The sequence below is a fragment of the Microbulbifer mixtoriginis (SeqCode) genome (assembly GCF_052467945.1).
Window position 1 is genome coordinate 4,506,116 of record NZ_CP174328.1, and the last position, 23,934, is coordinate 4,530,049.

Annotated in this window: 2 protein-coding genes; both read left to right on the forward strand. The window is 48.6% G+C overall.

Features of this window, described 5'->3' with window-relative positions; all coding sequences use genetic code 11:
* The first annotated feature begins 177 nt into the window (after positions 1–177).
* On the forward strand, positions 178–1,959 hold the full coding sequence (locus tag ACJJIJ_RS19640) for a ShlB/FhaC/HecB family hemolysin secretion/activation protein (protein WP_444938213.1): 1,782 nt from the start codon (positions 178–180) through the stop codon (positions 1,957–1,959).
* Between the two features lie 59 nt (positions 1,960–2,018).
* Positions 2,019–23,828, forward strand: a complete 21,810-nt coding sequence (locus ACJJIJ_RS19645) for a filamentous hemagglutinin N-terminal domain-containing protein (RefSeq protein ID WP_444938214.1) — start codon at positions 2,019–2,021, stop codon at positions 23,826–23,828.
* Positions 23,829–23,934 lie beyond the last annotated feature (106 nt).

Consider the following 23,934-nt stretch of genomic DNA (forward strand, 5'->3'; position numbering starts at 1 on the left):
GCGCTATTTGTGGGCGCAGGCTTCCTGCTATCAAATTTGCCTGTTTATGCTCAAGACGAGGGTTCCAGTTTTCGCAGTCGTGTAAAGCAGGCCTTTGACCAGGATACGCCAACAGTTAATGAGGCGGACGTAACCAAGGACTTCCTGCAGCGCACCTATGAAGCGGAAGATCCAAATTTGAATACTGAGATTCCAGATATCTCACAACGTAATCAAGGCCCAAGAATTACTGTAAAAGAGTTTAAATTTCACAGGTTAGAAGAATACCCAGAGTTTGGTATTGAACGCGAAATTGTCGAAGAGATGGCAGAAAAGCTTCGCGTCAAATTTATGAAAGAGGATAAAATCCTCGCTAGTGGTTATACGGTTGATAACCTAGAGGAGTTAGCAATTTTATTGGGTAATATGCAAGCCCAATTTAATCCAGGTGGTTTGGGGCCAGCTGAACTCAAAAAACTCGTCAGTGTTATTGAGAAGCAGAATAAAGAGCGCGGTTTAAGTTACGCTGATCTGGAAGAAATTGCTGCGGAACTGACTAATTTTTATCGTCGCCAAGGACTTTTTCTCGCTCAGGTACAAATTCCTGCCCAAGATGTTGAGGATGGCGTTGTAACTCTGACGGTTCAAGAGGGGTTGTTGGGGCAGGTCGCTGCTGAGGATAATAAAGAATACACTCTGGAACAGCTAGCTAAGCCCTTTGAGAAACAAAAAGGTAAGCTAGTTAATCACGATAATATAGAAGAGGGTCTTTACCTTCTAAATGATCTGCCAGGCTTAAATGTTACCGGCTATTTTAGTGCAGGTGAAAATCCTGGTGAAACTAAGCTCAACTTGAAAGTACGCGATGCGTCTAGCTGGAAAACTTCATTTAGGGTGGATAACCACGGATCAGCTTATACTGGTGACCAGAGATTTTATACAACCGTAGACTGGTTGAATCCTCTGGGTATTGGAGATGCACTTACCATTGGCTATTTGAAATCGACTAATGTTTCCGATTTTGATTCGGACTTCGGTTCTGATCTTGGCCAGCTAAGATACAGCCTTCCACTATTTGGACCGCGCACTAGGCTTGAGTTAACAGCAGATTACAATGACTTTGTATTGCGTGATGTTGAGGATCCAGATAACCCTGTAAATGTGCTCGATATTCATGGTGACAATACCAGTTACGCGCTTACAGTGGATCATAAATTTCGTCGTTCAAGGGGCTTCAACTTGACGGGCTCTTTTGGACTCACTGATAAAAAGTCCAATCTACGTGCAATTACCAAATTTGATGAGCCTGGTGATCATGTATACGGTGGTGAGCTAGGTTTTTACATGGACCACCTCTCCAGTGGTGCTATTTCCATGCTTAATATATTGAGTACCAATATTCAATATGGTGAGCATCAAAGGGAACTTGAAGGTAAGTTGCAAGCAGCGCGCGGTGACCATTTTACCAAAGTGTCGTTAAATAGTAGCTCACTACTATTTTTGCCGATGCCGTTCACTAATGATCAGTCTCGCCTAATAATTAAAAGCCGTATACAGCAAAGCGATAATCCCCTGCCTGCGTTTGAGCAGATTTCCTTGGGGGGGGCTAATGGAGTTAGAGCCTTTGATGTACGAGACTTTTCTGCTGATAGGGCCGGACTTTTATCTGCCGAATGGTATCCCAGTTTCCCCGAAGTGGTGAACCCTATCTTATTTGGTCAGCGCCTAAACGATATGATGCAAATTGCATTATTTGCCGATGTGGGTTACGGCATTGTGAATAACTATAAATCAGGGAAAGAGGATGACTGGGCCAGGCTTGCCGGAGGTGGTCTGCTGTTCAAGTTTACCTGGAACGAATTTTTCTCCAGCAAAGTATCAGTCGGTTGGCCTATTGAAAAAGCCTCTTCCATCGAAGGTACTGGTGAAGATATAGATCAGCCTATGGTCTATGCCGATTTTTCCATTTTTTATAACTAATAATTCAGAATATCATCGATAGCTGAAGCTGACCTGACCGCTCTATGCAAGGTACCGGTATGAAAGCCAAAAAAAATACTCTTGAACTGAAAAAACTGACTTCTGCAATCAAGGTATCTCGCTTAGCGTATGCTGGCATGTTTGCAGGCTTACTAAGCCCTCTGGCACATGCAGGCCCGGAAGGCGGTGTGGTAACCGGTGGTAGTGGCACAATCGATGTGAATGGTACGACCACCACAATCGATCAAAATACTGATCTGCTCTCGATAGATTGGGATTCTTTTAATCTAAGTGCTGAAGAGTTGGTTAAGTTTCTTCAGCCAAATACCTCCTCAGTCGTACTCAACCGAATTTTGGATCAAAGTGCTAGTACGATTCATGGCTCCATTGAAGCCAATGGCCACGTTATTCTAGTAAATCCGCGCGGAGTGCTCTTTACCGAAAGTGCCACTATTAATGTTGGTGCCATTACCGCCTCTGGGCTCGATATGAGCCCAGAGGATTTTATGAATGGCGACTTTACCTTTAAGGGGGAGGACGGCTCCGCGGGCTTTGTTGTAAATAAAGGTGTTATCAATGCAGCCAGTGCTGTATTGGTAGGTAAACAAGTCACCAACGCCTCGTCAGGTCTGATTAGCGCAGAGCTGGTCAGTTTGGCCGCCGCAGATGAAGCAATACTTACCTTCGATGCCGATGGCATGATCGGTGTACAAGTCACTAAAGAGGTGATGGAAAATGAACTGGGCGTCGATAGCGCCGTTTTAAATGAAGGTAATATCGATGGAGCTCAGGTTCTATTAGAGGCGAGCGTATCCGGTGACTTATTTACTGCTGCAGTAAATAACGAAGGCACAATTAAAGCCCAGGGAATCGACACCAGCGGTGGAAAAATCCGTTTATTTGGTTCCGGCTCCAGTGTAATCAATAGTGGCGAGTTACAAGCCACTGGTTCCACGGGCGGTCAGGTGGTGCTCGAGGGTGATACTGCAGAGCACAGAGGTGCGATTGATATGCGTGGTAGCGCTGGCCGGGGCGGTCAGGCCATGGTTCTCGGTGATGAAGTTCTGGTCAGCGGCACCATAGATGCCCGTGGCACGGCTGGTGGTGGTGAAGTATTAATCGGTGGAGATTATCAAGGAAAGAATTCCCGGATTCGTAATGCCAAAAAAACAACAGTCACTGAAGATGCTCATATTGACACGAGTGGTTTAGGCGAAAGCGATGGTGGTGAGGTTATTGTTTGGGCCGACCATACTACGAATTTTGCCGGGACTATTTTAGCCGAGTCAGGTAAGCAAGGTGGTGATGGTGGTTTTGTAGAAACTTCAGGTAAGGTTTATCTTAACCTTGGTGAAGATGGCATGTATGTTTCTACCTTAAGCCATGGCAAAGGAATTACAGGAGAGTGGCTATTAGATCCAGGTTGGTTCGATATTCTAGATGATAGTTCAGAGGATGTTCCTGATTGCACAACTAACTGCATGAGTGTGGGTACATTACAGAACGCTTTAACTAATAATAGCGTAACTGTAAAAACAACTTCCAATAATGCTGCAAATGCTACTTGGAATAGTGGTAATGAAAGTTATTCTGGTGATTTCACTTACGGAATACGTATTCGAAATAATTTGAGTTGGAGCAGTAATACTACATTAACTCTAGATTCCCATGCTGGAGTAATGATACACCAAGATGCAACTGTAGATGCTGGTGGAGCTGGTAGCCTCTCTATTCTTGCCAAAACAGATGTAATTAATAACGGAACTATTCAAGGTCTAGTAAACTTTTCTGTGGCAACAGATGGTAGTTTCATTAATGCCGCATCGGCCGTATTGAATGATAGTTATTTTGGTTCCATAACTGCTGAGAATATTCAGATTATAGCTCAAGGGGATATCGAAAATAATCTGGATGGAGATAAAGCAGCAGAAATAGTTGCTAATAAGATCAATTTATCTGCTGGTGGCTCTTTTAATAATTACGGCAAGATAAATTTTTTAGGTATTTTAGATGATCAGGGTGCTTTTGAAGGGGATAGCTTCGAATTAAAGGTTGGTCAAAAAGGTGAGGGCTCAACTAATTATCTTGGTAAGATTTATTTTGATGGTGCATCGCAAGCTACTTTCAACGTTTTAGGTGGCAGTGGTTCTGATATATTTGTTCTTAGTGATTGGCAAGATGAAGTATTTATCACTGGGAATAATGCATTTGATCTGGTATCAACCTCAACAAATCCTGATGAGACCAGTGTAAATCATCTAAAATTGTCCTTTTCTAGCATCGAAACTCTTAATGCCGGTGCGGGTACAGATAGTATTATCGACGGTACTGGGCAAACCGGCAGTCAGTGGATTTTGGGGGCCGGGAATAAAGAGATCACAGGCTACAATATTGCCTTCAGTGATTTAGAAACTATCCAGGCAAATGTTGGCGAGTTGGTTGGCAGGAATGACCAAGATGAAATATTTACGCTTTCTGCTTACACAGATAATGGACAGCAAAAGACCCAGATTGATACTAAAGGCATGGCCTTTACCGGTATTGATATTTTAAGCGCTGGGGACTCAAGCTCTTTTACAGACACGATTAACAGTAGTGTTAACAATAGAAACTGGGCGCTCACAACAAGTGATAACCAGGTAGAGCATGCCGATGTCATCATCAATGATGCTGATATATTCAGTGGCGGTAATGGAATACTGCAGGGTGCGTCCAATAGCAATGATAGCTACCAAATTGTAAAAAATGCTGATAGCACAACGGCGATCCAAGTTGATGGAATGCACTTCAATGGGCTTACCCGAGTGGAAGCCGGAGCACATGCTGGTGTTAACACAACAGATATTTTGATCGGTACCGACGAGGCCGATACGTTTGGTTTCCTTAGTGGCGAATTACATACTTACGGTATCAGCTTCACCGGTATTGAAGAAGTTAATGCTGGAGGCACAAGTAATGATGGCATTTCTGATCAACTGAATACAGAAACTGATGTAAATCTCACCGGAAATCAAGAAGAGCTGCGCAATGCCAATATCCTGTTCAAAGATATTGAACAGGTCGCCTTTATTAACAACTCAAACGGCAAGATTGTCGGATCGGCTATAGACGACAGCTTTATCATTGCCAGTACCGCTGACAAAATCACAGCCAATAGTATTGACTTTACTGGCTTCAATAAAACGATTGATACCGGCGAGGGCACTGACACCGTTAGTACGCTTGTAGCCAACAGTACATGGAGTCTCTCGAATACAGATAAAGAAGCCACAAGCAGCGGAATTACCTTTACCAATATAGAAAAAGTCACCGCTTCAGATAATCAGGGCACACTGGAAAGTAAGAACGATGATAATGAATTTGCCCTGACTAGTGATGGACGTATTGATGCTGATGCTATTCGCTTTACTGGATTTACCACAATTGAGGGTAACGGTACTGCGTCACTAGATGCCAGTGCTATTAATGGCAATCTTCTTTTGCTAGATGACAACAATGTAAAAGCAGATTTTACCGATGGCAATATTATCGATATTACGATATCCGGTATTAATGAAGCGGTAGCGAGTAATCTGCTGGGTGCGGATATCGCTTATACAGTAAAAGATACCAACAAAGTTTTCGCTAAAGCGATCACCTTCTCCGGTGTTGATCGTATTGTTGATACTGGCTCTAGTGGAGCTGTTACCTCTGAGACCAGCGACCAGTGGGAACTCGTTTCTGCGGATAATGAAGTTAAGCACTCAGGCATTACTTTTGCAGGAATGCGTAGTCTGACGGGTGGTAATAACACCCTCGTTGGTGCCGCTGATAACGGAGATAGCTATCAGCTTTCCCTGACAGGCGATATCACCGTTGACTCCATGATCTTTAAAGGTATTCGCAATGTGAATGCGAATACGGATGATACTAATTATACGGACACGGTAGATGCAACCGGTGCAGTTACTCTTCAAGGTAATAATGCCTTTGGTGTAACCATCGATCCTAATGGTAGCAGCTATGACATCAACTTCAGTGGCATTGATGCGGTTACTAATACAGGAATTTTAACCGGCACCACGGGTGCAGACACCTTCACCGTAGAGGGCGATAAAAAGCTGAGCAGCAAAGGCATCCAGTTCTCGGATGTGAGCTCTGTATTAGCCGGCAACGATACTAATATTGCCGACACCGTGAATGCAAAGGCTGGAGAAACGGTTGCGCTCACCGGAATCGCAAAAGAACTGATTACCAGCAATATCTTATTTAAACAGATTGAGGTAGCGGGTACTGGTGGTGAAAACCTTGTCGGTTCAGACTTAGCCGATACGATCGAGATTACTGGGGACAAGGCCTTCAAGGCCAATGAGATAGCCTTTACCGGTATCTCAAGTCTAAATACCGGTGCGGGTACAGACAGTATTATTGACGGTACTGGGCAAACCGGCAGTCAGTGGGTTTTGGGGGCCGGGAATAAAGAGATCACAGGCTACAATATTGCCTTCAGTGATGTAGAAACTATCCAGGCAAATGTTGGCGAGTTGGTTGGCAGGAATGACCAAGATGACATATTTACGCTTTCTGCTTACACAGATAATGGACAGCAAAAGACCCAGATTGATACTAAAGGCATGGCCTTTACCGGTATTGATATTTTAAGCGCTGGGGACTCAAGCTCTTTTACAGACACGATTAACAGTAGTGTTAACAATAGAAACTGGGCGCTCACAACAAGTGATAACCAGATAGAGCATGCCGATGTCATCATCAATGATGCTGATATATTCAGTGGCGGTAATGGAATACTGCAGGGTGCGTCCAATAGCAATGATAGCTACCAAATTGTAAAAAATGCTGATAGCACAACGGCGATCCAAGTTGATGGAATGCACTTCAATGGGCTTACCCGAGTGGAAGCCGGAGCACATGCTGGTGTTAACACAACAGATATTTTGATCGGTACCGACGAGGCCGATACGTTTGGTTTCCTTAGTGGCGAATTACATACTTACGGTATCAGCTTCACCGGTATTGAAGAAGTTAATGCTGGAGGCACAAGTAATGATGGCATTTCTGATCAACTGAATACAGAAACTGATGTAAATCTCACCGGAAATCAAGAAGAGCTGCGCAATGCCAATATCCTGTTCAAAGATATTGAACAGGTCGCCTTTATTAACAACTCAAACGGCAAGATTGTCGGATCGGCTATAGACGACAGCTTTATCATTGCCAGTACCGCTGACAAAATCACAGCCAATAGTATTGACTTTACTGGCTTCAATAAAACGATTGATACCGGCGAGGGCACTGACACCGTTAGTACGCTTGTAGCCAACAGTACATGGAGTCTCTCGAATACAGATAAAGAAGCCACAAGCAGCGGAATTACCTTTACCAGTATAGAAAAAGTCACCGCTTCAGATAATCAGGGCACACTGGAAAGTAAGAACGATGATAATGAATTTGCCCTGACTAGTGATGGACGTATTGATGCTGATGCTATTCGCTTTACTGGATTTACCACAATTGAGGGTAACGGTACTGCGTCACTAGATGCCAGTGCTATTAATGGCAATCTTCTTTTGCTAGATGACAACAATGTAAAAGCAGATTTTACCGATGGCAATATTATCGATATTACGATATCCGGTATTAATGAAGCGGTAGCGAGTAATCTGCTGGGTGCGGATATCGCTTATACAGTAAAAGATACCAACAAAGTTTTCGCTAAAGCGATCACCTTCTCCGGTGTTGATCGTATTGTTGATACTGGCTCTAGTGGAGCTGTTACCTCTGAGACCAGCGACCAGTGGGAACTCGTTTCTGCGGATAATGAAGTTAAGCACTCAGGCATTACTTTTGCAGGAATGCGTAGTCTGACGGGTGGTAATAACACCCTCGTTGGTGCCGCTGATAACGGAGATAGCTATCAGCTTTCCCTGACAGGCGATATCACCGTTGACTCCATGATCTTTAAAGGTATTCGCAATGTGAATGCGAATACGGATGATACTAATTATACGGACACGGTAGATGCAACCGGTGCAGTTACTCTTCAAGGTAATAATGCCTTTGGTGTAACCATCGATCCTAATGGTAGCAGCTATGACATCAACTTCAGTGGCATTGATGCGGTTACTAATACAGGAATTTTAACCGGCACCACGGGTGCAGACACCTTCACCGTAGAGGGCGATAAAAAGCTGAGCAGCAAAGGCATCCAGTTCTCGGATGTGAGCTCTGTATTAGCCGGCAACGATACTAATATTGCCGACACCGTGAATGCAAAGGCTGGAGAAACGGTTGCGCTCACCGGAATCGCAAAAGAACTGATTACCAGCAATATCTTATTTAAACAGATTGAGGTAGCGGGTACTGGTGGTGAAAACCTTGTCGGTTCAGACTTAGCCGATACGATCGAGATTACTGGGGACAAGGCCTTCAAGGCCAATGAGATAGCCTTTACCGGTATCTCAAGTCTAAATACCGGTGCGGGTACAGACAGTATTATTGACGGTACTGGGCAAACCGGCAGTCAGTGGGTTTTGGGGGCCGGGAATAAAGAGATCACAGGCTACAATATTGCCTTCAGTGATGTAGAAACTATCCAGGCAAATGTTGGCGAGTTGGTTGGCAGGAATGACCAAGATGAAATATTTACGCTTTCTGCTTACACAGATAATGGACAGCAAAAGACCCAGATTGATACTAAAGGCATGGCCTTTACCGGTATTGATATTTTAAGCGCTGGGGACTCAAGCTCTTTTACAGACACGATTAACAGTAGTGTTAACAATAGAAACTGGGCGCTCACAACAAGTGATAACCAGGTAGAGCATGCCGATGTCATCATCAATGATGCTGATATATTCAGTGGCGGTAATGGAATACTGCAGGGTGCGTCCAATAGCAATGATAGCTACCAAATTGTAAAAAATGCTGATAGCACAACGGCGATCCAAGTTGATGGAATGCACTTCAATGGGCTTACCCGAGTGGAAGCCGGAGCACATGCTGGTGTTAACACAACAGATATTTTGATCGGTACCGACGAGGCCGATACATTTGGTTTCCTTAGTGGCGAATTACATACTTACGGTATCAGCTTCACCGGTATTGAAGAAGTTAATGCTGGAGGCACAAGTAATGATGGCATTTCTGATCAACTGAATACAGAAACTGATGTAAATCTCACCGGAAATCAAGAAGAGCTGCGCAATGCCAATATCCTGTTCAAAGATATTGAACAGGTCGCCTTTATTAACAACTCAAACGGCAAGATTGTCGGATCGGCTATAGACGACAGCTTTATCATTGCCAGTACCGCTGACAAAATCACAGCCAATAGTATTGACTTTACTGGCTTCAATAAAACGATTGATACCGGCGAGGGCACTGACACCGTTAGTACGCTTGTAGCCAACAGTACATGGAGTCTCTCGAATACAGATAAAGAAGCCACAAGCAGCGGAATTACCTTTACCAATATAGAAAAAGTCACCGCTTCAGATAATCAGGGCACACTGGAAAGTAAGAACGATGATAATGAATTTGCCCTGACTAGTGATGGACGTATTGATGCTGATGCTATTCGCTTTACTGGATTTACCACAATTGAGGGTAACGGTACTGCGTCACTAGATGCCAGTGCTATTAATGGCAATCTTCTTTTGCTAGATGACAACAATGTAAAAGCAGATTTTACCGATGGCAATATTATCGATATTACGATATCCGGTATTAATGAAGCGGTAGCGAGTAATCTGCTGGGTGCGGATATCGCTTATACAGTAAAAGATACCAACAAAGTTTTCGCTAAAGCGATCACCTTCTCCGGTGTTGATCGTATTGTTGATACTGGCTCTAGTGGAGCTGTTACCTCTGAGACCAGCGACCAGTGGGAACTCGTTTCTGCGGATAATGAAGTTAAGCACTCAGGCATTACTTTTGCAGGAATGCGTAGTCTGACGGGTGGTAATAACACCCTCGTTGGTGCCGCTGATAACGGAGATAGCTATCAGCTTTCCCTGACAGGCGATATCACCGTTGACTCCATGATCTTTAAAGGTATTCGCAATGTGAATGCGAATACGGATGATACTAATTATACGGACACGGTAGATGCAACCGGTGCAGTTACTCTTCAAGGTAATAATGCCTTTGGTGTAACCATCGATCCTAATGGTAGCAGCTATGACATCAACTTCAGTGGCATTGATACGGTTACTAATACAGGAATTTTAACCGGCACCACGGGTGCAGACACCTTCACCGTAGAGGGCGATAAAAAGCTGAGCAGCAAAGGCATCCAGTTCTCGGATGTGAGCTCTGTATTAGCCGGCAACGATACTAATATTGCCGACACCGTGAATGCAAAGGCTGGAGAAACGGTTGCGCTCACCGGAATCGCAAAAGAACTGATTACCAGCAATATCTTATTTAAACAGATTGAGGTAGCGGGTACTGGTGGTGAAAACCTTGTCGGTTCAGACTTAGCCGATACGATCGAGATTACTGGGGACAAGGCCTTCAAGGCCAATGAGATAGCCTTTACCGGTATCTCAAGTCTAAATACTGGTGCGGGTACAGACAGTATTATTGACGGTACTGGGCAAACCGGCAGTCAGTGGATTTTGGGGGCCGGGAATAAAGAGATCACAGGCTACAATATTGCCTTCAGTGATGTAGAAACTATCCAGGCAAATGTTGGCGAGTTGGTTGGCAGGAATGACCAAGATGAAATATTTACGCTTTCTGCTTACACAGATAATGGACAGCAAAAGACCCAGATTGATACTAAAGGCATGGCCTTTACCGGTATTGATATTTTAAGCGCTGGGGACTCAAGCTCTTTTACAGACACGATTAACAGTAGTGTTAACAATAGAAACTGGGCGCTCACAACAAGTGATAACCAGGTAGAGCATGCCGATGTCATCATCAATGATGCTGATATATTCAGTGGCGGTAATGGAATACTGCAGGGTGCGTCCAATAGCAATGATAGCTACCAAATTGTAAAAAATGCTGATAGCACAACGGCGATCCAAGTTGATGGAATGCACTTCAATGGGCTTACCCGAGTGGAAGCCGGAGCACATGCTGGTGTTAACACAACAGATATTTTGATCGGTACCGACGAGGCCGATACATTTGGTTTCCTTAGTGGCGAATTACATACTTACGGTATCAGCTTCACCGGTATTGAAGAAGTTAATGCTGGAGGCACAAGTAATGATGGCATTTCTGATCAACTGAATACAGAAACTGATGTAAATCTCACCGGAAATCAAGAAGAGCTGCGCAATGCCAATATCCTGTTCAAAGATATTGAACAGGTCGCCTTTATTAACAACTCAAACGGCAAGATTGTCGGATCGGCTATAGACGACAGCTTTATCATTGCCAGTACCGCTGACAAAATCACAGCCAATAGTATTGACTTTACTGGCTTCAATAAAACGATTGATACCGGCGAGGGCACTGACACCGTTAGTACGCTTGTAGCCAACAGTACATGGAGTCTCTCGAATACAGATAAAGAAGCCACAAGCAGCGGAATTACCTTTACCAATATAGAAAAAGTCACCGCTTCAGATAATCAGGGCACACTGGAAAGTAAGAACGATGATAATGAATTTGCCCTGACTAGTGATGGACGTATTGATGCTGATGCTATTCGCTTTACTGGATTTACCACAATTGAGGGTAACGGTACTGCGTCACTAGATGCCAGTGCTATTAATGGCAATCTTCTTTTGCTAGATGACAACAATGTAAAAGCAGATTTTACCGATGGCAATATTATCGATATTACGATATCCGGTATTAATGAAGCGGTAGCGAGTAATCTGCTGGGTGCGGATATCGCTTATACAGTAAAAGATACCAACAAAGTTTTCGCTAAAGCGATCACCTTCTCCGGTGTTGATCGTATTGTTGATACTGGCTCTAGTGGAGCTGTTACCTCTGAGACCAGCGACCAGTGGGAACTCGTTTCTGCGGATAATGAAGTTAAGCACTCAGGCATTACTTTTGCAGGAATGCGTAGTCTGACGGGTGGTAATAACACCCTCGTTGGTGCCGCTGATAACGGAGATAGCTATCAGCTTTCCCTGACAGGCGATATCACCGTTGACTCCATGATCTTTAAAGGTATTCGCAATGTGAATGCGAATACGGATGATACTAATTATACGGACACGGTAGATGCAACCGGTGCAGTTACTCTTCAAGGTAATAATGCCTTTGGTGTAACCATCGATCCTAATGGTAGCAGCTATGACATCAACTTCAGTGGCATTGATGCGGTTACTAATACAGGAATTTTAACCGGCACCACGGGTGCAGACACCTTCACCGTAGAGGGCGATAAAAAGCTGAGCAGCAAAGGCATCCAGTTCTCGGATGTGAGCTCTGTATTAGCCGGCAACGATACTAATATTGCCGACACCGTGAATGCAAAGGCTGGAGAAACGGTTGCGCTCACCGGAATCGCAAAAGAACTGATTACCAGCAATATCTTATTTAAACAGATTGAGGTAGCGGGTACTGGTGGTGAAAACCTTGTCGGTTCAGACTTAGCCGATACGATCGAGATTACTGGGGACAAGGCCTTCAAGGCCAATGAGATAGCCTTTACCGGTATCTCAAGTCTAAATACCGGTGCGGGTACAGACAGTATTATTGACGGTACTGGGCAAACCGGCAGTCAGTGGGTTTTGGGGGCCGGGAATAAAGAGATCACAGGCTACAATATTGCCTTCAGTGATGTAGAAACTATCCAGGCAAATGTTGGCGAGTTGGTTGGCAGGAATGACCAAGATGAAATATTTACGCTTTCTGCTTACACAGATAATGGACAGCAAAAGACCCAGATTGATACTAAAGGCATGGCCTTTACCGGTATTGATATTTTAAGCGCTGGGGACTCAAGCTCTTTTACAGACACGATTAACAGTAGTGTTAACAATAGAAACTGGGCGCTCACAACAAGTGATAACCAGGTAGAGCATGCCGATGTCATCATCAATGATGCTGATATATTCAGTGGCGGTAATGGAATACTGCAGGGTGCGTCCAATAGCAATGATAGCTACCAAATTGTAAAAAATGCTGATAGCACAACGGCGATCCAAGTTGATGGAATGCACTTCAATGGGCTTACCCGAGTGGAAGCCGGAGCACATGCTGGTGTTAACACAACAGATATTTTGATCGGTACCGACGAGGCCGATACATTTGGTTTCCTTAGTGGCGAATTACATACTTACGGTATCAGCTTCACCGGTATTGAAGAAGTTAATGCTGGAGGCACAAGTAATGATGGCATTTCTGATCAACTGAATACAGAAACTGATGTAAATCTCACCGGAAATCAAGAAGAGCTGCGCAATGCCAATATCCTGTTCAAAGATATTGAACAGGTCGCCTTTATTAACAACTCAAACGGCAAGATTGTCGGATCGGCTATAGACGACAGCTTTATCATTGCCAGTACCGCTGACAAAATCACAGCCAATAGTATTGACTTTACTGGCTTCAATAAAACGATTGATACCGGCGAGGGCACTGACACCGTTAGTACGCTTGTAGCCAACAGTACATGGAGTCTCTCGAATACAGATAAAGAAGCCACAAGCAGCGGAATTACCTTTACCAATATAGAAAAAGTCACCGCTTCAGATAATCAGGGCACACTGGAAAGTAAGAACGATGATAATGAATTTGCCCTGACTAGTGATGGACGTATTGATGCTGATGCTATTCGCTTTACTGGATTTACCACAATTGAGGGTAACGGTACTGCGTCACTAGATGCCAGTGCTATTAATGGCAATCTTCTTTTGCTAGATGACAACAATGTAAAAGCAGATTTTACCGATGGCAATATTATCGATATTACGATATCCGGTATTAATGAAGCGGTAGCGAGTAATCTGCTGGGTGCGGATATCGCTTATACAGTAAAAGATACCAACAAAGTTTTCGCTAAAGCGATCACCTTCTCCGGTGTTGATCGTATTGTTGATACTGGCTCTAGTGGAGCTGTTACCTCTGAGACCAGCGACCAGTGGGAACTCGTTTCTGCGGATAATGAAGTTAAGCACTCAGGCATTACTTTTGCAGGAATGCGTAGTCTGACGGGTGGTAATAACACCCTCGTTGGTGCCGCTGATAACGGAGATAGCTATCAGCTTTCCCTGACAGGCGATATCACCGTTGACTCCATGATCTTTAAAGGTATTCGCAATGTGAATGCGAATACGGATGATACTAATTATACGGACACGGTAGATGCAACCGGTGCAGTTACTCTTCAAGGTAATAATGCCTTTGGTGTAACCATCGATCCTAATGGTAGCAGCTATGACATCAACTTCAGTGGCATTGATACGGTTACTAATACAGGAATTTTAACCGGCACCACGGGTGCAGACACCTTCACCGTAGAGGGCGATAAAAAGCTGAGCAGCAAAGGCATCCAGTTCTCGGATGTGAGCTCTGTATTAGCCGGCAACGATACTAATATTGCCGACACCGTGAATGCAAAGGCTGGAGAAACGGTTGCGCTCACCGGAATCGCAAAAGAACTGATTACCAGCAATATCTTATTTAAACAGATTGAGGTAGCGGGTACTGGTGGTGAAAACCTTGTCGGTTCAGACTTAGCCGATACGATCGAGATTACTGGGGACAAGGCCTTCAAGGCCAATGAGATAGCCTTTACCGGTATCTCAAGTCTAAATACTGGTGCGGGTACAGACAGTATTATTGACGGTACTGGGCAAACCGGCAGTCAGTGGATTTTGGGGGCCGGGAATAAAGAGATCACAGGCTACAATATTGCCTTCAGTGATGTAGAAACTATCCAGGCAAATGTTGGCGAGTTGGTTGGCAGGAATGACCAAGATGAAATATTTACGCTTTCTGCTTACACAGATAATGGACAGCAAAAGACCCAGATTGATACTAAAGGCATGGCCTTTACCGGTATTGATATTTTAAGCGCTGGGGACTCAAGCTCTTTTACAGACACGATTAACAGTAGTGTTAACAATAGAAACTGGGCGCTCACAACAAGTGATAACCAGGTAGAGCATGCCGATGTCATCATCAATGATGCTGATATATTCAGTGGCGGTAATGGAATACTGCAGGGTGCGTCCAATAGCAATGATAGCTACCAAATTGTAAAAAATGCTGATAGCACAACGGCGATCCAAGTTGATGGGATGAGCTTCAATGGGCTTACCCGAGTGGAAGCCGGAGCACATGCTGGTGTTAATACATCGGATATTTTACTAGGCACCAATGATAAAGAAATATTTACTTTTAATGACAGTGCTGAGCTACAGGTTAATGGCTTAACGTTTACTGGTCTTGAGTCTGTCAATGCTTTGGGCGGCGATGATTATGTAGATGCCGAAAATTACTCTAATGGTCTGGAGCTAACAGGTATTGCTGGAGAGTTACGTCTTTACTCTCAGGGGTTACTTTTCCAGGATATTGAAGACGCTTACACGACAACTCTCTATGGCACCGATAATGTTGATGCTTTCAGCATAATTGAAAACGGAAATGACAACCTTGTTGTTGCCTCAGCGATTGATTTTACTGGGGTGACAATTGTCGATGCATTGGGAGGCCAGGACACCTTATCCGTCGATGAGGCAAATCTAGAAAATGGAAAAATCAACGGGATCCAATTCGTTAATCTCAGTGACATTATCTCCAGTAGCATTGTTATTGGGGCGTCCCAAGAAGGAGATTTTTATGTATTAGGGGATGGGTTGGTTTCATCTGATACTGATTCGCAAAATCCTGGATATGAATTTAATTTCACTGGTGTAACAAGTGTTAAAACAAATGGCTATGCAAGAACTGTAACTGGTTTACTTGGCCACAACTGGATAATTAATAACGCTAACACTGCGACGAATAATGGCATTACATTTTTTGATGTCTCTTACTTAATTGCAAAGAATGCAGGTTTAGAAGGGTACTCAAATTTAGGCTGGGCTTTGACTGCTAATGATAATGAAGTAAGTCATGCAGGAATTATTATAAAAAATGCGAATTTAATTAGTGGAGGCGGTAGCACGCTGACGGGCAAAGAAGGCTTCGCTGACACCTACACCTTCCTAGACGGCGGCAGCCAAGGGCAGTTAGTGAAGGTGGACGATATGCAGTTCGCCGGTCTCAGTACAGTCGCCGCCGGTGATGGAGGTGACACCGTGATTGGCCAGGCGGGCCAAGGTTGGGCCCTGACCGGCAATGCGAATGAAGTAGAGCACGGCGCGATCACCATCCAGAACGCCGAGTTTATCAGCGGCGGCATCAGCACCCTGATGGGGGGAGACTTCGCTGACACCTACACCTTCCTCGACGGCGGCAGCCAGGGTCAGTTGGTGAAGGTGGACAATATGCAGTTCGCCGGCCTCAGTACAGTCGCCGCCGCCGGTGGTGATGACACCGTGATCGGTCAGGCGGGCCAAGGTTGGGCCCTGACCGACAATGAGAATGAAGTAGAGCACGGCGCGATCACCATCCAGAACGCCGAGTTTATCAGCGGCGGCATCAGCACCCTGATGGGGGGAGACTTCGCTGACACCTACACCTTCCTCGACGGCGGCAGCCAGGGTCAGTTGGTGAAGGTGGACAATATGCAGTTCGCCGGCCTCAGCACGGTCGCCGCCGCCGGTGGTGATGACACCGTGATCGGTCAAGCGGGCCAAGGTTGGGCCCTGACCGACAATGAGAATGAAGTAGAGCACGGCGCGATCACCATCCAGAACGCCGAGTTTATCAGCGGCGGCATCAGCACCCTGATGGGGGGAGACTTCGCTGACACCTACACCTTCCTCGACGGCGGCAGCCAGGGTCAGTTGGTGAAGGTGGACAATATGCAGTTCGCCGGCCTCAGCACGGTCGCCGCCGCCGGTGGTGATGACACCGTGATCGGTCAAGCGGGCCAAGGTTGGGCCCTGACCGACAATGAGAATGAAGTAGAGCACGGCGCGATCACCATCCAGAACGCCGAGTTTATCAGCGGCGGCATCAGCACCCTGATGGGGGGAGACTTCGCTGACACCTACACCTTCCTCGACGGCGGCAGCCAGGGTCAGTTGGTGAAGGTGGACAATATGCAGTTCGCCGGCCTCAGTACAGTCGCCGCCGCCGGTGGTGATGACACCGTGATCGGTCAGGCGGGCCAAGGTTGGGCCCTGACCGACAATGAGAATGAAGTAGAGCACGGCGCGATCACCATCCAGAACGCCGAGTTTATCAGCGGCGGCATCAGCACCCTGATGGGGGGAGACTTCGCTGACACCTACACCTTCCTCGACGGCGGCAGCCAGGGTCAGTTGGTGAAGGTGGACAATATGCAGTTCGCCGGCCTCAGTACAGTCGCCGCCGCCGGTGGTGATGACACCGTGATCGGTCAGGCGGGCCAAGGTTGGGCCCTGACCGACAATGAGAATGAAGTAGAGCACGGCGCGATCACCATCCAGAACGCCGAGTTTATCAGCGGCGGCATCAGCACCCTGATGGGGGGAGACTTCGCTGACACCTACACCTTCCTCGACGGCGGCAGCCAGGGTCAGTTGGTGAAGGTGGACAATATGCAGTTCGCCGGCCTCAGTACAGTCGCCGCCGCCGGTGGTGATGACACCGTGATCGGTCAGGCGGGCCAAGGTTGGGCCCTGACCGACAATGAGAATGAAGTAGAGCACGGCGCGATCACCATCCAGAACGCCGAGTTTATCAGCGGCGGCATCAGCACCCTGATGGGGGGAGACTTCGCTGACACCTACACCTTCCTCGACGGCGGCAGCCAGGGTCAGTTGGTGAAGGTGGACAATATGCAGTTCGCCGGCCTCAGTACAGTCGCCGCCGCCGGTGGTGATGACACCGTGATCGGTCAGGCGGGCCAAGGTTGGGCCCTGACCGACAATGAGAATGAAGTAGAGCACGGCGCGATCACCATCCAGAACGCCGAGTTTATCAGCGGCGGCATCAGCACCCTGATGGGGGGAGACTTCGCTGACACCTACACCTTCCTCGACGGCGGCAGCCAAGGGCAGTTAGTGAAGGTGGACGATATGCAGTTCGCCGGTCTCAGTACAGTCGCCGCCGGTGATGGAGGTGACACCGTGATTGGCCAGGCGGGCCAAGGTTGGGCCCTGACCGGCAATGAGAATGAAGTAGAGCACGGCGCGATCACCATCCAGAACGCCGAGTTTATCAGCGGCGGCATCAGCACCCTGATGGGGGGAGACTTCGCTGACACCTACACCTTCCTCGACGGCGGCAGCCAGGGTCAGTTGGTGAAGGTGGACAATATGCAGTTCGCCGGCCTCAGCACGGTCGCCGCCGCCGGTGGTGATGACACCGTGATCGGTCAAGCGGGCCAAGGTTGGGCCCTGACCGACAATGAGAATGAAGTAGAGCACGGCGCGATCACCATCCAGAACGCCGAGTTTATCAGCGGCGGCATCAGCACCCTGATGGGGGGAGACTTCGCTGACACCTACACCTTCCTCGACGGCGGCAGCCAGGGTCAGTTGGTGAAGGTGGACAATATGCAGTTCGCCGGCCTCAGCACGGTCGCCGCCGCCGGTGGTGATGACACCGTGATCGGTCAAGCGGGCCAAGGTTGGGCCCTGACCGACAATGAGAATGAAGTAGAGCACGGCGCGATCACCATCCAGAACGCCGAGTTTATCAGCGGCGGCATCAGCACCCTGATGGGGGGAGACTTCGCTGACACCTACACCTTCCTCGACGGCGGCAGCCAGGGTCAGTTGGTGAAGGTGGACAATATGCAGTTCGCCGGCCTCAGTACAGTCGCCGCCGCCGGTGGTGATGACACCGTGATCGGTCAGGCGGGCCAAGGTTGGGCCCTGACCGACAATGAGAATGAAGTAGAGCACGGCGCGATCACCATCCAGAACGCCGAGTTTATCAGCGGCGGCATCAGCACCCTGATGGGGGGAGACTTCGCTGACACCTACACCTTCCTCGACGGCGGCAGCCAGGGTCAGTTGGTGAAGGTGGACAATATGCAGTTCGCCGGCCTCAGTACAGTCGCCGCCGCCGGTGGTGATGACACCGTGATCGGTCAGGCGGGCCAAGGTTGGGCCCTGACCGACAATGAGAATGAAGTAGAGCACGGCGCGATCACCATCCAGAACGCCGAGTTTATCAGCGGCGGCATCAGCACCCTGATGGGGGGAGACTTCGCTGACACCTACACCTTCCTCGACGGCGGCAGCCAAGGGCAGTTAGTGAAGGTGGACGATATGCAGTTCGCCGGTCTCAGTACAGTCGCCGCCGGTGATGGAGGTGACACCGTGATTGGCCAGGCGGGCCAAGGTTGGGCCCTGACCGGCAATGAGAATGAAGTAGAGCACGGCGCGATCACCATCCAGAACGCCGAGTTTATCAGCGGCGGCATCAGCACCCTGATGGGGGGAGACTTCGCTGACACCTACACCTTCCTCGACGGCGGCAGCCAGGGTCAGTTGGTGAAGGTGGACAATATGCAGTTCGCCGGCCTCAGCACGGTCGCCGCCGCCGGTGGTGATGACACCGTGATCGGTCAAGCGGGCCAAGGTTGGGCCCTGACCGACAATGAGAATGAAGTAGAGCACGGCGCGATCACCATCCAGAACGCCGAGTTTATCAGCGGCGGCATCAGCACCCTGATGGGGGGAGACTTCGCTGACACCTACACCTTCCTCGACGGCGGCAGCCAGGGTCAGTTGGTGAAGGTGGACAATATGCAGTTCGCCGGCCTCAGCACGGTCGCCGCCGCCGGTGGTGATGACACCGTGATCGGTCAAGCGGGCCAAGGTTGGGCCCTGACCGACAATGAGAATGAAGTAGAGCACGGCGCGATCACCATCCAGAACGCCGAGTTTATCAGCGGCGGCATCAGCACCCTGATGGGGGGAGACTTCGCTGACACCTACACCTTCCTCGACGGCGGCAGCCAGGGTCAGTTGGTGAAGGTGGACAATATGCAGTTCGCCGGCCTCAGCACGGTCGCCGCCGCCGGTGGTGATGACACCGTGATCGGTCAAGCGGGCCAAGGTTGGGCCCTGACCGACAATGAGAATGAAGTAGAGCACGGCGCGATCACCATCCAGAACGCCGAGTTTATCAGCGGCGGCATCAGCACCCTGATGGGGGGAGACTTCGCTGACACCTACACCTTCCTCGACGGCGGCAGCCAGGGTCAGTTGGTGAAGGTGGACAATATGCAGTTCGCCGGCCTCAGCACGGTCGCCGCCGCCGGTGGTGATGACACCGTGATCGGTCAAGCGGGCCAAGGTTGGGCCCTGACCGACAATGAGAATGAAGTAGAGCACGGCGCGATCACCATCCAGAACGCCGAGTTTATCAGCGGCGGCATCAGCACCCTGATGGGGGGAGACTTCGCTGACACCTACACCTTCCTCGACGGCGGCAGCCAGGGTCAGTTGGTGAAGGTGGACAATATGCAGTTCGCCGGCCTCAGCACGGTCGCCGCCGCCGGTGGTGATGACACCGTGATCGGTCAGGCGGGCCAAGGTTGGGCCCTGACCGGCAATGAGAATGAAGTAGAGCACGGCGCGATCACCATCCAGAACGCCGAGTTTATCAGCGGCGGCATCAGCACCCTGATGGGGGGAGACTTCGCTGACACCTACACCTTCCTCGACGGCGGCAGCCAGGGTCAGTTGGTGAAGGTGGACAATATGCAGTTCGCCGGCCTCAGCACGGTCGCCGCCGCCGGTGGTGATGACACCGTGATCGGTCAAGCGGGCCAAGGTTGGGCCCTGACCGACAATGAGAATGAAGTAGAGCACGGCGCGATCACCATCCAGAACGCCGAGTTTATCAGCGGCGGCATCAGCACCCTGATGGGGGGAGACTTCGCTGACACCTACACCTTCCTCGACGGCGGCAGCCAGGGTCAGTTGGTGAAGGTGGACAATATGCAGTTCGCCGGCCTCAGCACGGTCGCCGCCGCCGGTGGTGATGACACCGTGATCGGTCAGGCGGGCCAAGGTTGGGCCCTGACCGGCAATGAGAATGAAGTAGAGCACGGCGCGATCACCATCCAGAACGCCGAGTTTATCAGCGGCGGCATCAGCACCCTGATGGGGGGAGACTTCGCTGACACCTACACCTTCCTCGACGGCGGCAGCCAGGGTCAGTTGGTGAAGGTGGACAATATGCAGTTCGCCGGCCTCAGCACGGTCGCCGCCGCCGGTGGTGATGACACCGTGATCGGTCAAGCGGGCCAAGGTTGGGCCCTGACCGACAATGAGAATGAAGTAGAGCACGGCGCGATCACCATCCAGAACGCCGAGTTTATCAACGGCGGCATCAGCACCCTGATGGGGGGAGACTTCGCTGACACCTACACCTTCCTCGACGGCGGCAGCCAGGGTCAGTTGGTGAAGGTGGACAATATGCAGTTCGCCGGCCTCAGCACGGTCGCCGCCGCCGGTGGTGATGACACCGTGATCGGTCAGGCGGGCCAAGGTTGGGCCCTGACCGACAATGAGAATGAAGTAGAGCACGGCGCGATCACCATCCAGAACGCCGAGTTTATCAGCGGCGGCATCAGCACGCTGGTGGGTGGAGAACATACGGACACTTTCTCCTTAAGTAAGTCCGGAGCGGATGCCATAGTGCGAGTCGACAACATGACATTTATGGAACTTGATTCTGTGGATGCAGGCGAAGGCTCAGACACTATTGTGGCTACAAGTGATATAGCTGGAGAAACCTGGGTATTGGGATTAGGCCGCGGTGCTCTTGTTGTTGCAGGTGTGAGCTTTGAGGGCATTGAGCAGGTTGATGCAGACAACGTGTCGCTAGACGCATCAACAAATAATCAGGCAGACACTTTCGAACTTGCCAAAACTGGGAAATCGCTCAAAGCGCGGGGTATTGAGTTCTCGTCTGTTGCTAGCGTTTCTGCGGGAAGTGGTAACGAAGATAGCGATACGATTCAGAGCGATGCGGGAAGTTGGCAGTTAGCTGGTACTGCAAATGCCCTTGAGGTGAATGGTGTTCAATTTAGCGGTATTGATCATGTAGAAACTAATAATGCACAGTTATACGGTACTGATGCTGATGATATCTTAGCCCTAACTGAGTCTGGAATCGCCACTGCGGGAATAGCATTTACAGGCATTACTAAAGTCAGCAGTGAGGGAGGTACTGACCATCTTGTAGGTACCTCTGGCAAGGATACATTTGTTCTGGCTTCCAATGGTGATATTACTGCTGCGGGTATTCTCTTTACCGGGCTTGAAAGTGTGGATACTGGTGAGGGTGAGGACACTGTTAATGCAGCCGGTAGTGGCGCTAGCTGGACATCTTCCAGTAATGGCAGCTCCCTAGAAAACGGAGCGGCTCAAGCCAGGGTGAATGGCCTTACTGTTCTGTTTGATAATCTTGAGATGGTCCAGGGAGTGGGTACATATATTGGCCAGGACATCGGCAGTAACTATGTCTTCGATAGCCTCAACAGCATGACAGTTGCCGGGGTTACTTTTGCGGATCTGGAGAGCCTGAGTGCGGGTAGTGGAAACGATACTATCCAGGGGGCCAATATCGATGCGGTTTGGGATATCAACGATGCGCAGAGTACCGTAAGCGGCAATAACAAAAAGCTTGTGTTTAGCGGTATTGAAGCGATAAATGCGGGTAGTGGCCAGGATACTTTTAATTTAAATGGCGGTGAGCTTGCTTCAATAGATACCGGTGCAGGTAATGACACGGTCATACTCTCTGCAACCACCATCGATAGTATTTCCCTGGGAGAGGGGGATGACTACGTGGAAGTCAATGAGAATAGCTCTGACACAGTAGCACTCTCTGGTGGCAGCGGAAGTGATTCCTTCCAGTACAACCTTGCTGGTGATACCTGGCAGGTGAAATCCTCTGGCAACAAAGTAGGCAACTTTAGCTTCTCTGACTTTGAGTTCCTTGATAACACTTCCAGTAATCTCACTTTGGAAACAGACTTTGCTTTTGATTTTGAAAATGGCGGTGTTAATTCCGGCAGCTTTAACAAAAGCGGCGTAGGTTTGCGATTTGCTGGCAGTGGTATGCGTCTCGGTTACGATGGATCAGGGGATATTAATGTACTTAGCAGTGCCACGGGTACTATTGGCGGTAGCCTCAAAGCTAAGCATGCAGATTTTGTGGTCAGCGGAGATGTCAACATTGAGTCCGATGTCGATGTCCTTGCTATCTCTACTTCCGGGCCGGATATCGATATTACGGTGCTGGCGAAAGACAACCTGCTGATTGATGAAATCAATGCCGGTCGCGGTAACGTTCAGTTGGCGAGTGAGGGCTTTGGTATGCTCACCGCTGAAACCTACGGCGATACGCATATCACAGCGGGCAATATCACTCTGGGTACCGATACTCAGCTCTGGAGTATTATCGGTAGCGAGTTGGTGCCGCTGCGTATGGATGCGCTTACCAATGTGGCAATTGTTTCTGTCTCCTATTACGAGCCTGAATTTATTGGGCAGGTGCCTAACTTCACTAGTAAGGGTGACGAGCTGCAGTCTATCGCTGGTGCTCAGGCATCCCAGGGATTGCGCTCCGCAATCCAAAACGGTGTTGAGGACTTCACCCAGGTTGACCCGGCGATTTTTAGTGCGGTGAAACCTTACAGTAGTGGTGTGGATGCGGTAAATTCCCCAGAAATGCGTTTGAGATCCGGTGAGTTGTTACCTGCAGGGGGACTTTCCGGAACCGATGAGGAAGATTCGGAATTTGATGCCAGGCTGGAAGAGAGCCAGGATGTTACTGTCGACTACCGTGAGCAGGAGACCTTGGCCTCCATTAATTCAGGGGGCTGATGGTCCCTAGAAGACTTTAAAATGCCGAACCGGCCCCAGTGGCCGGTTTTTTTATGGGCGTTTGTATTGGAAATATCTCGGGGACTTTTCGTGGGTAAGATTTACA

What these genes read in the sequence shown, in the direction of transcription:
- ACJJIJ_RS19645 (WP_444938214.1), top strand. Translation starts at nt 2,019, where the DNA reads ATGAAAGCCAAAAAAAATACTCTTGAACTGAAAAAACTGACTTCTGCA.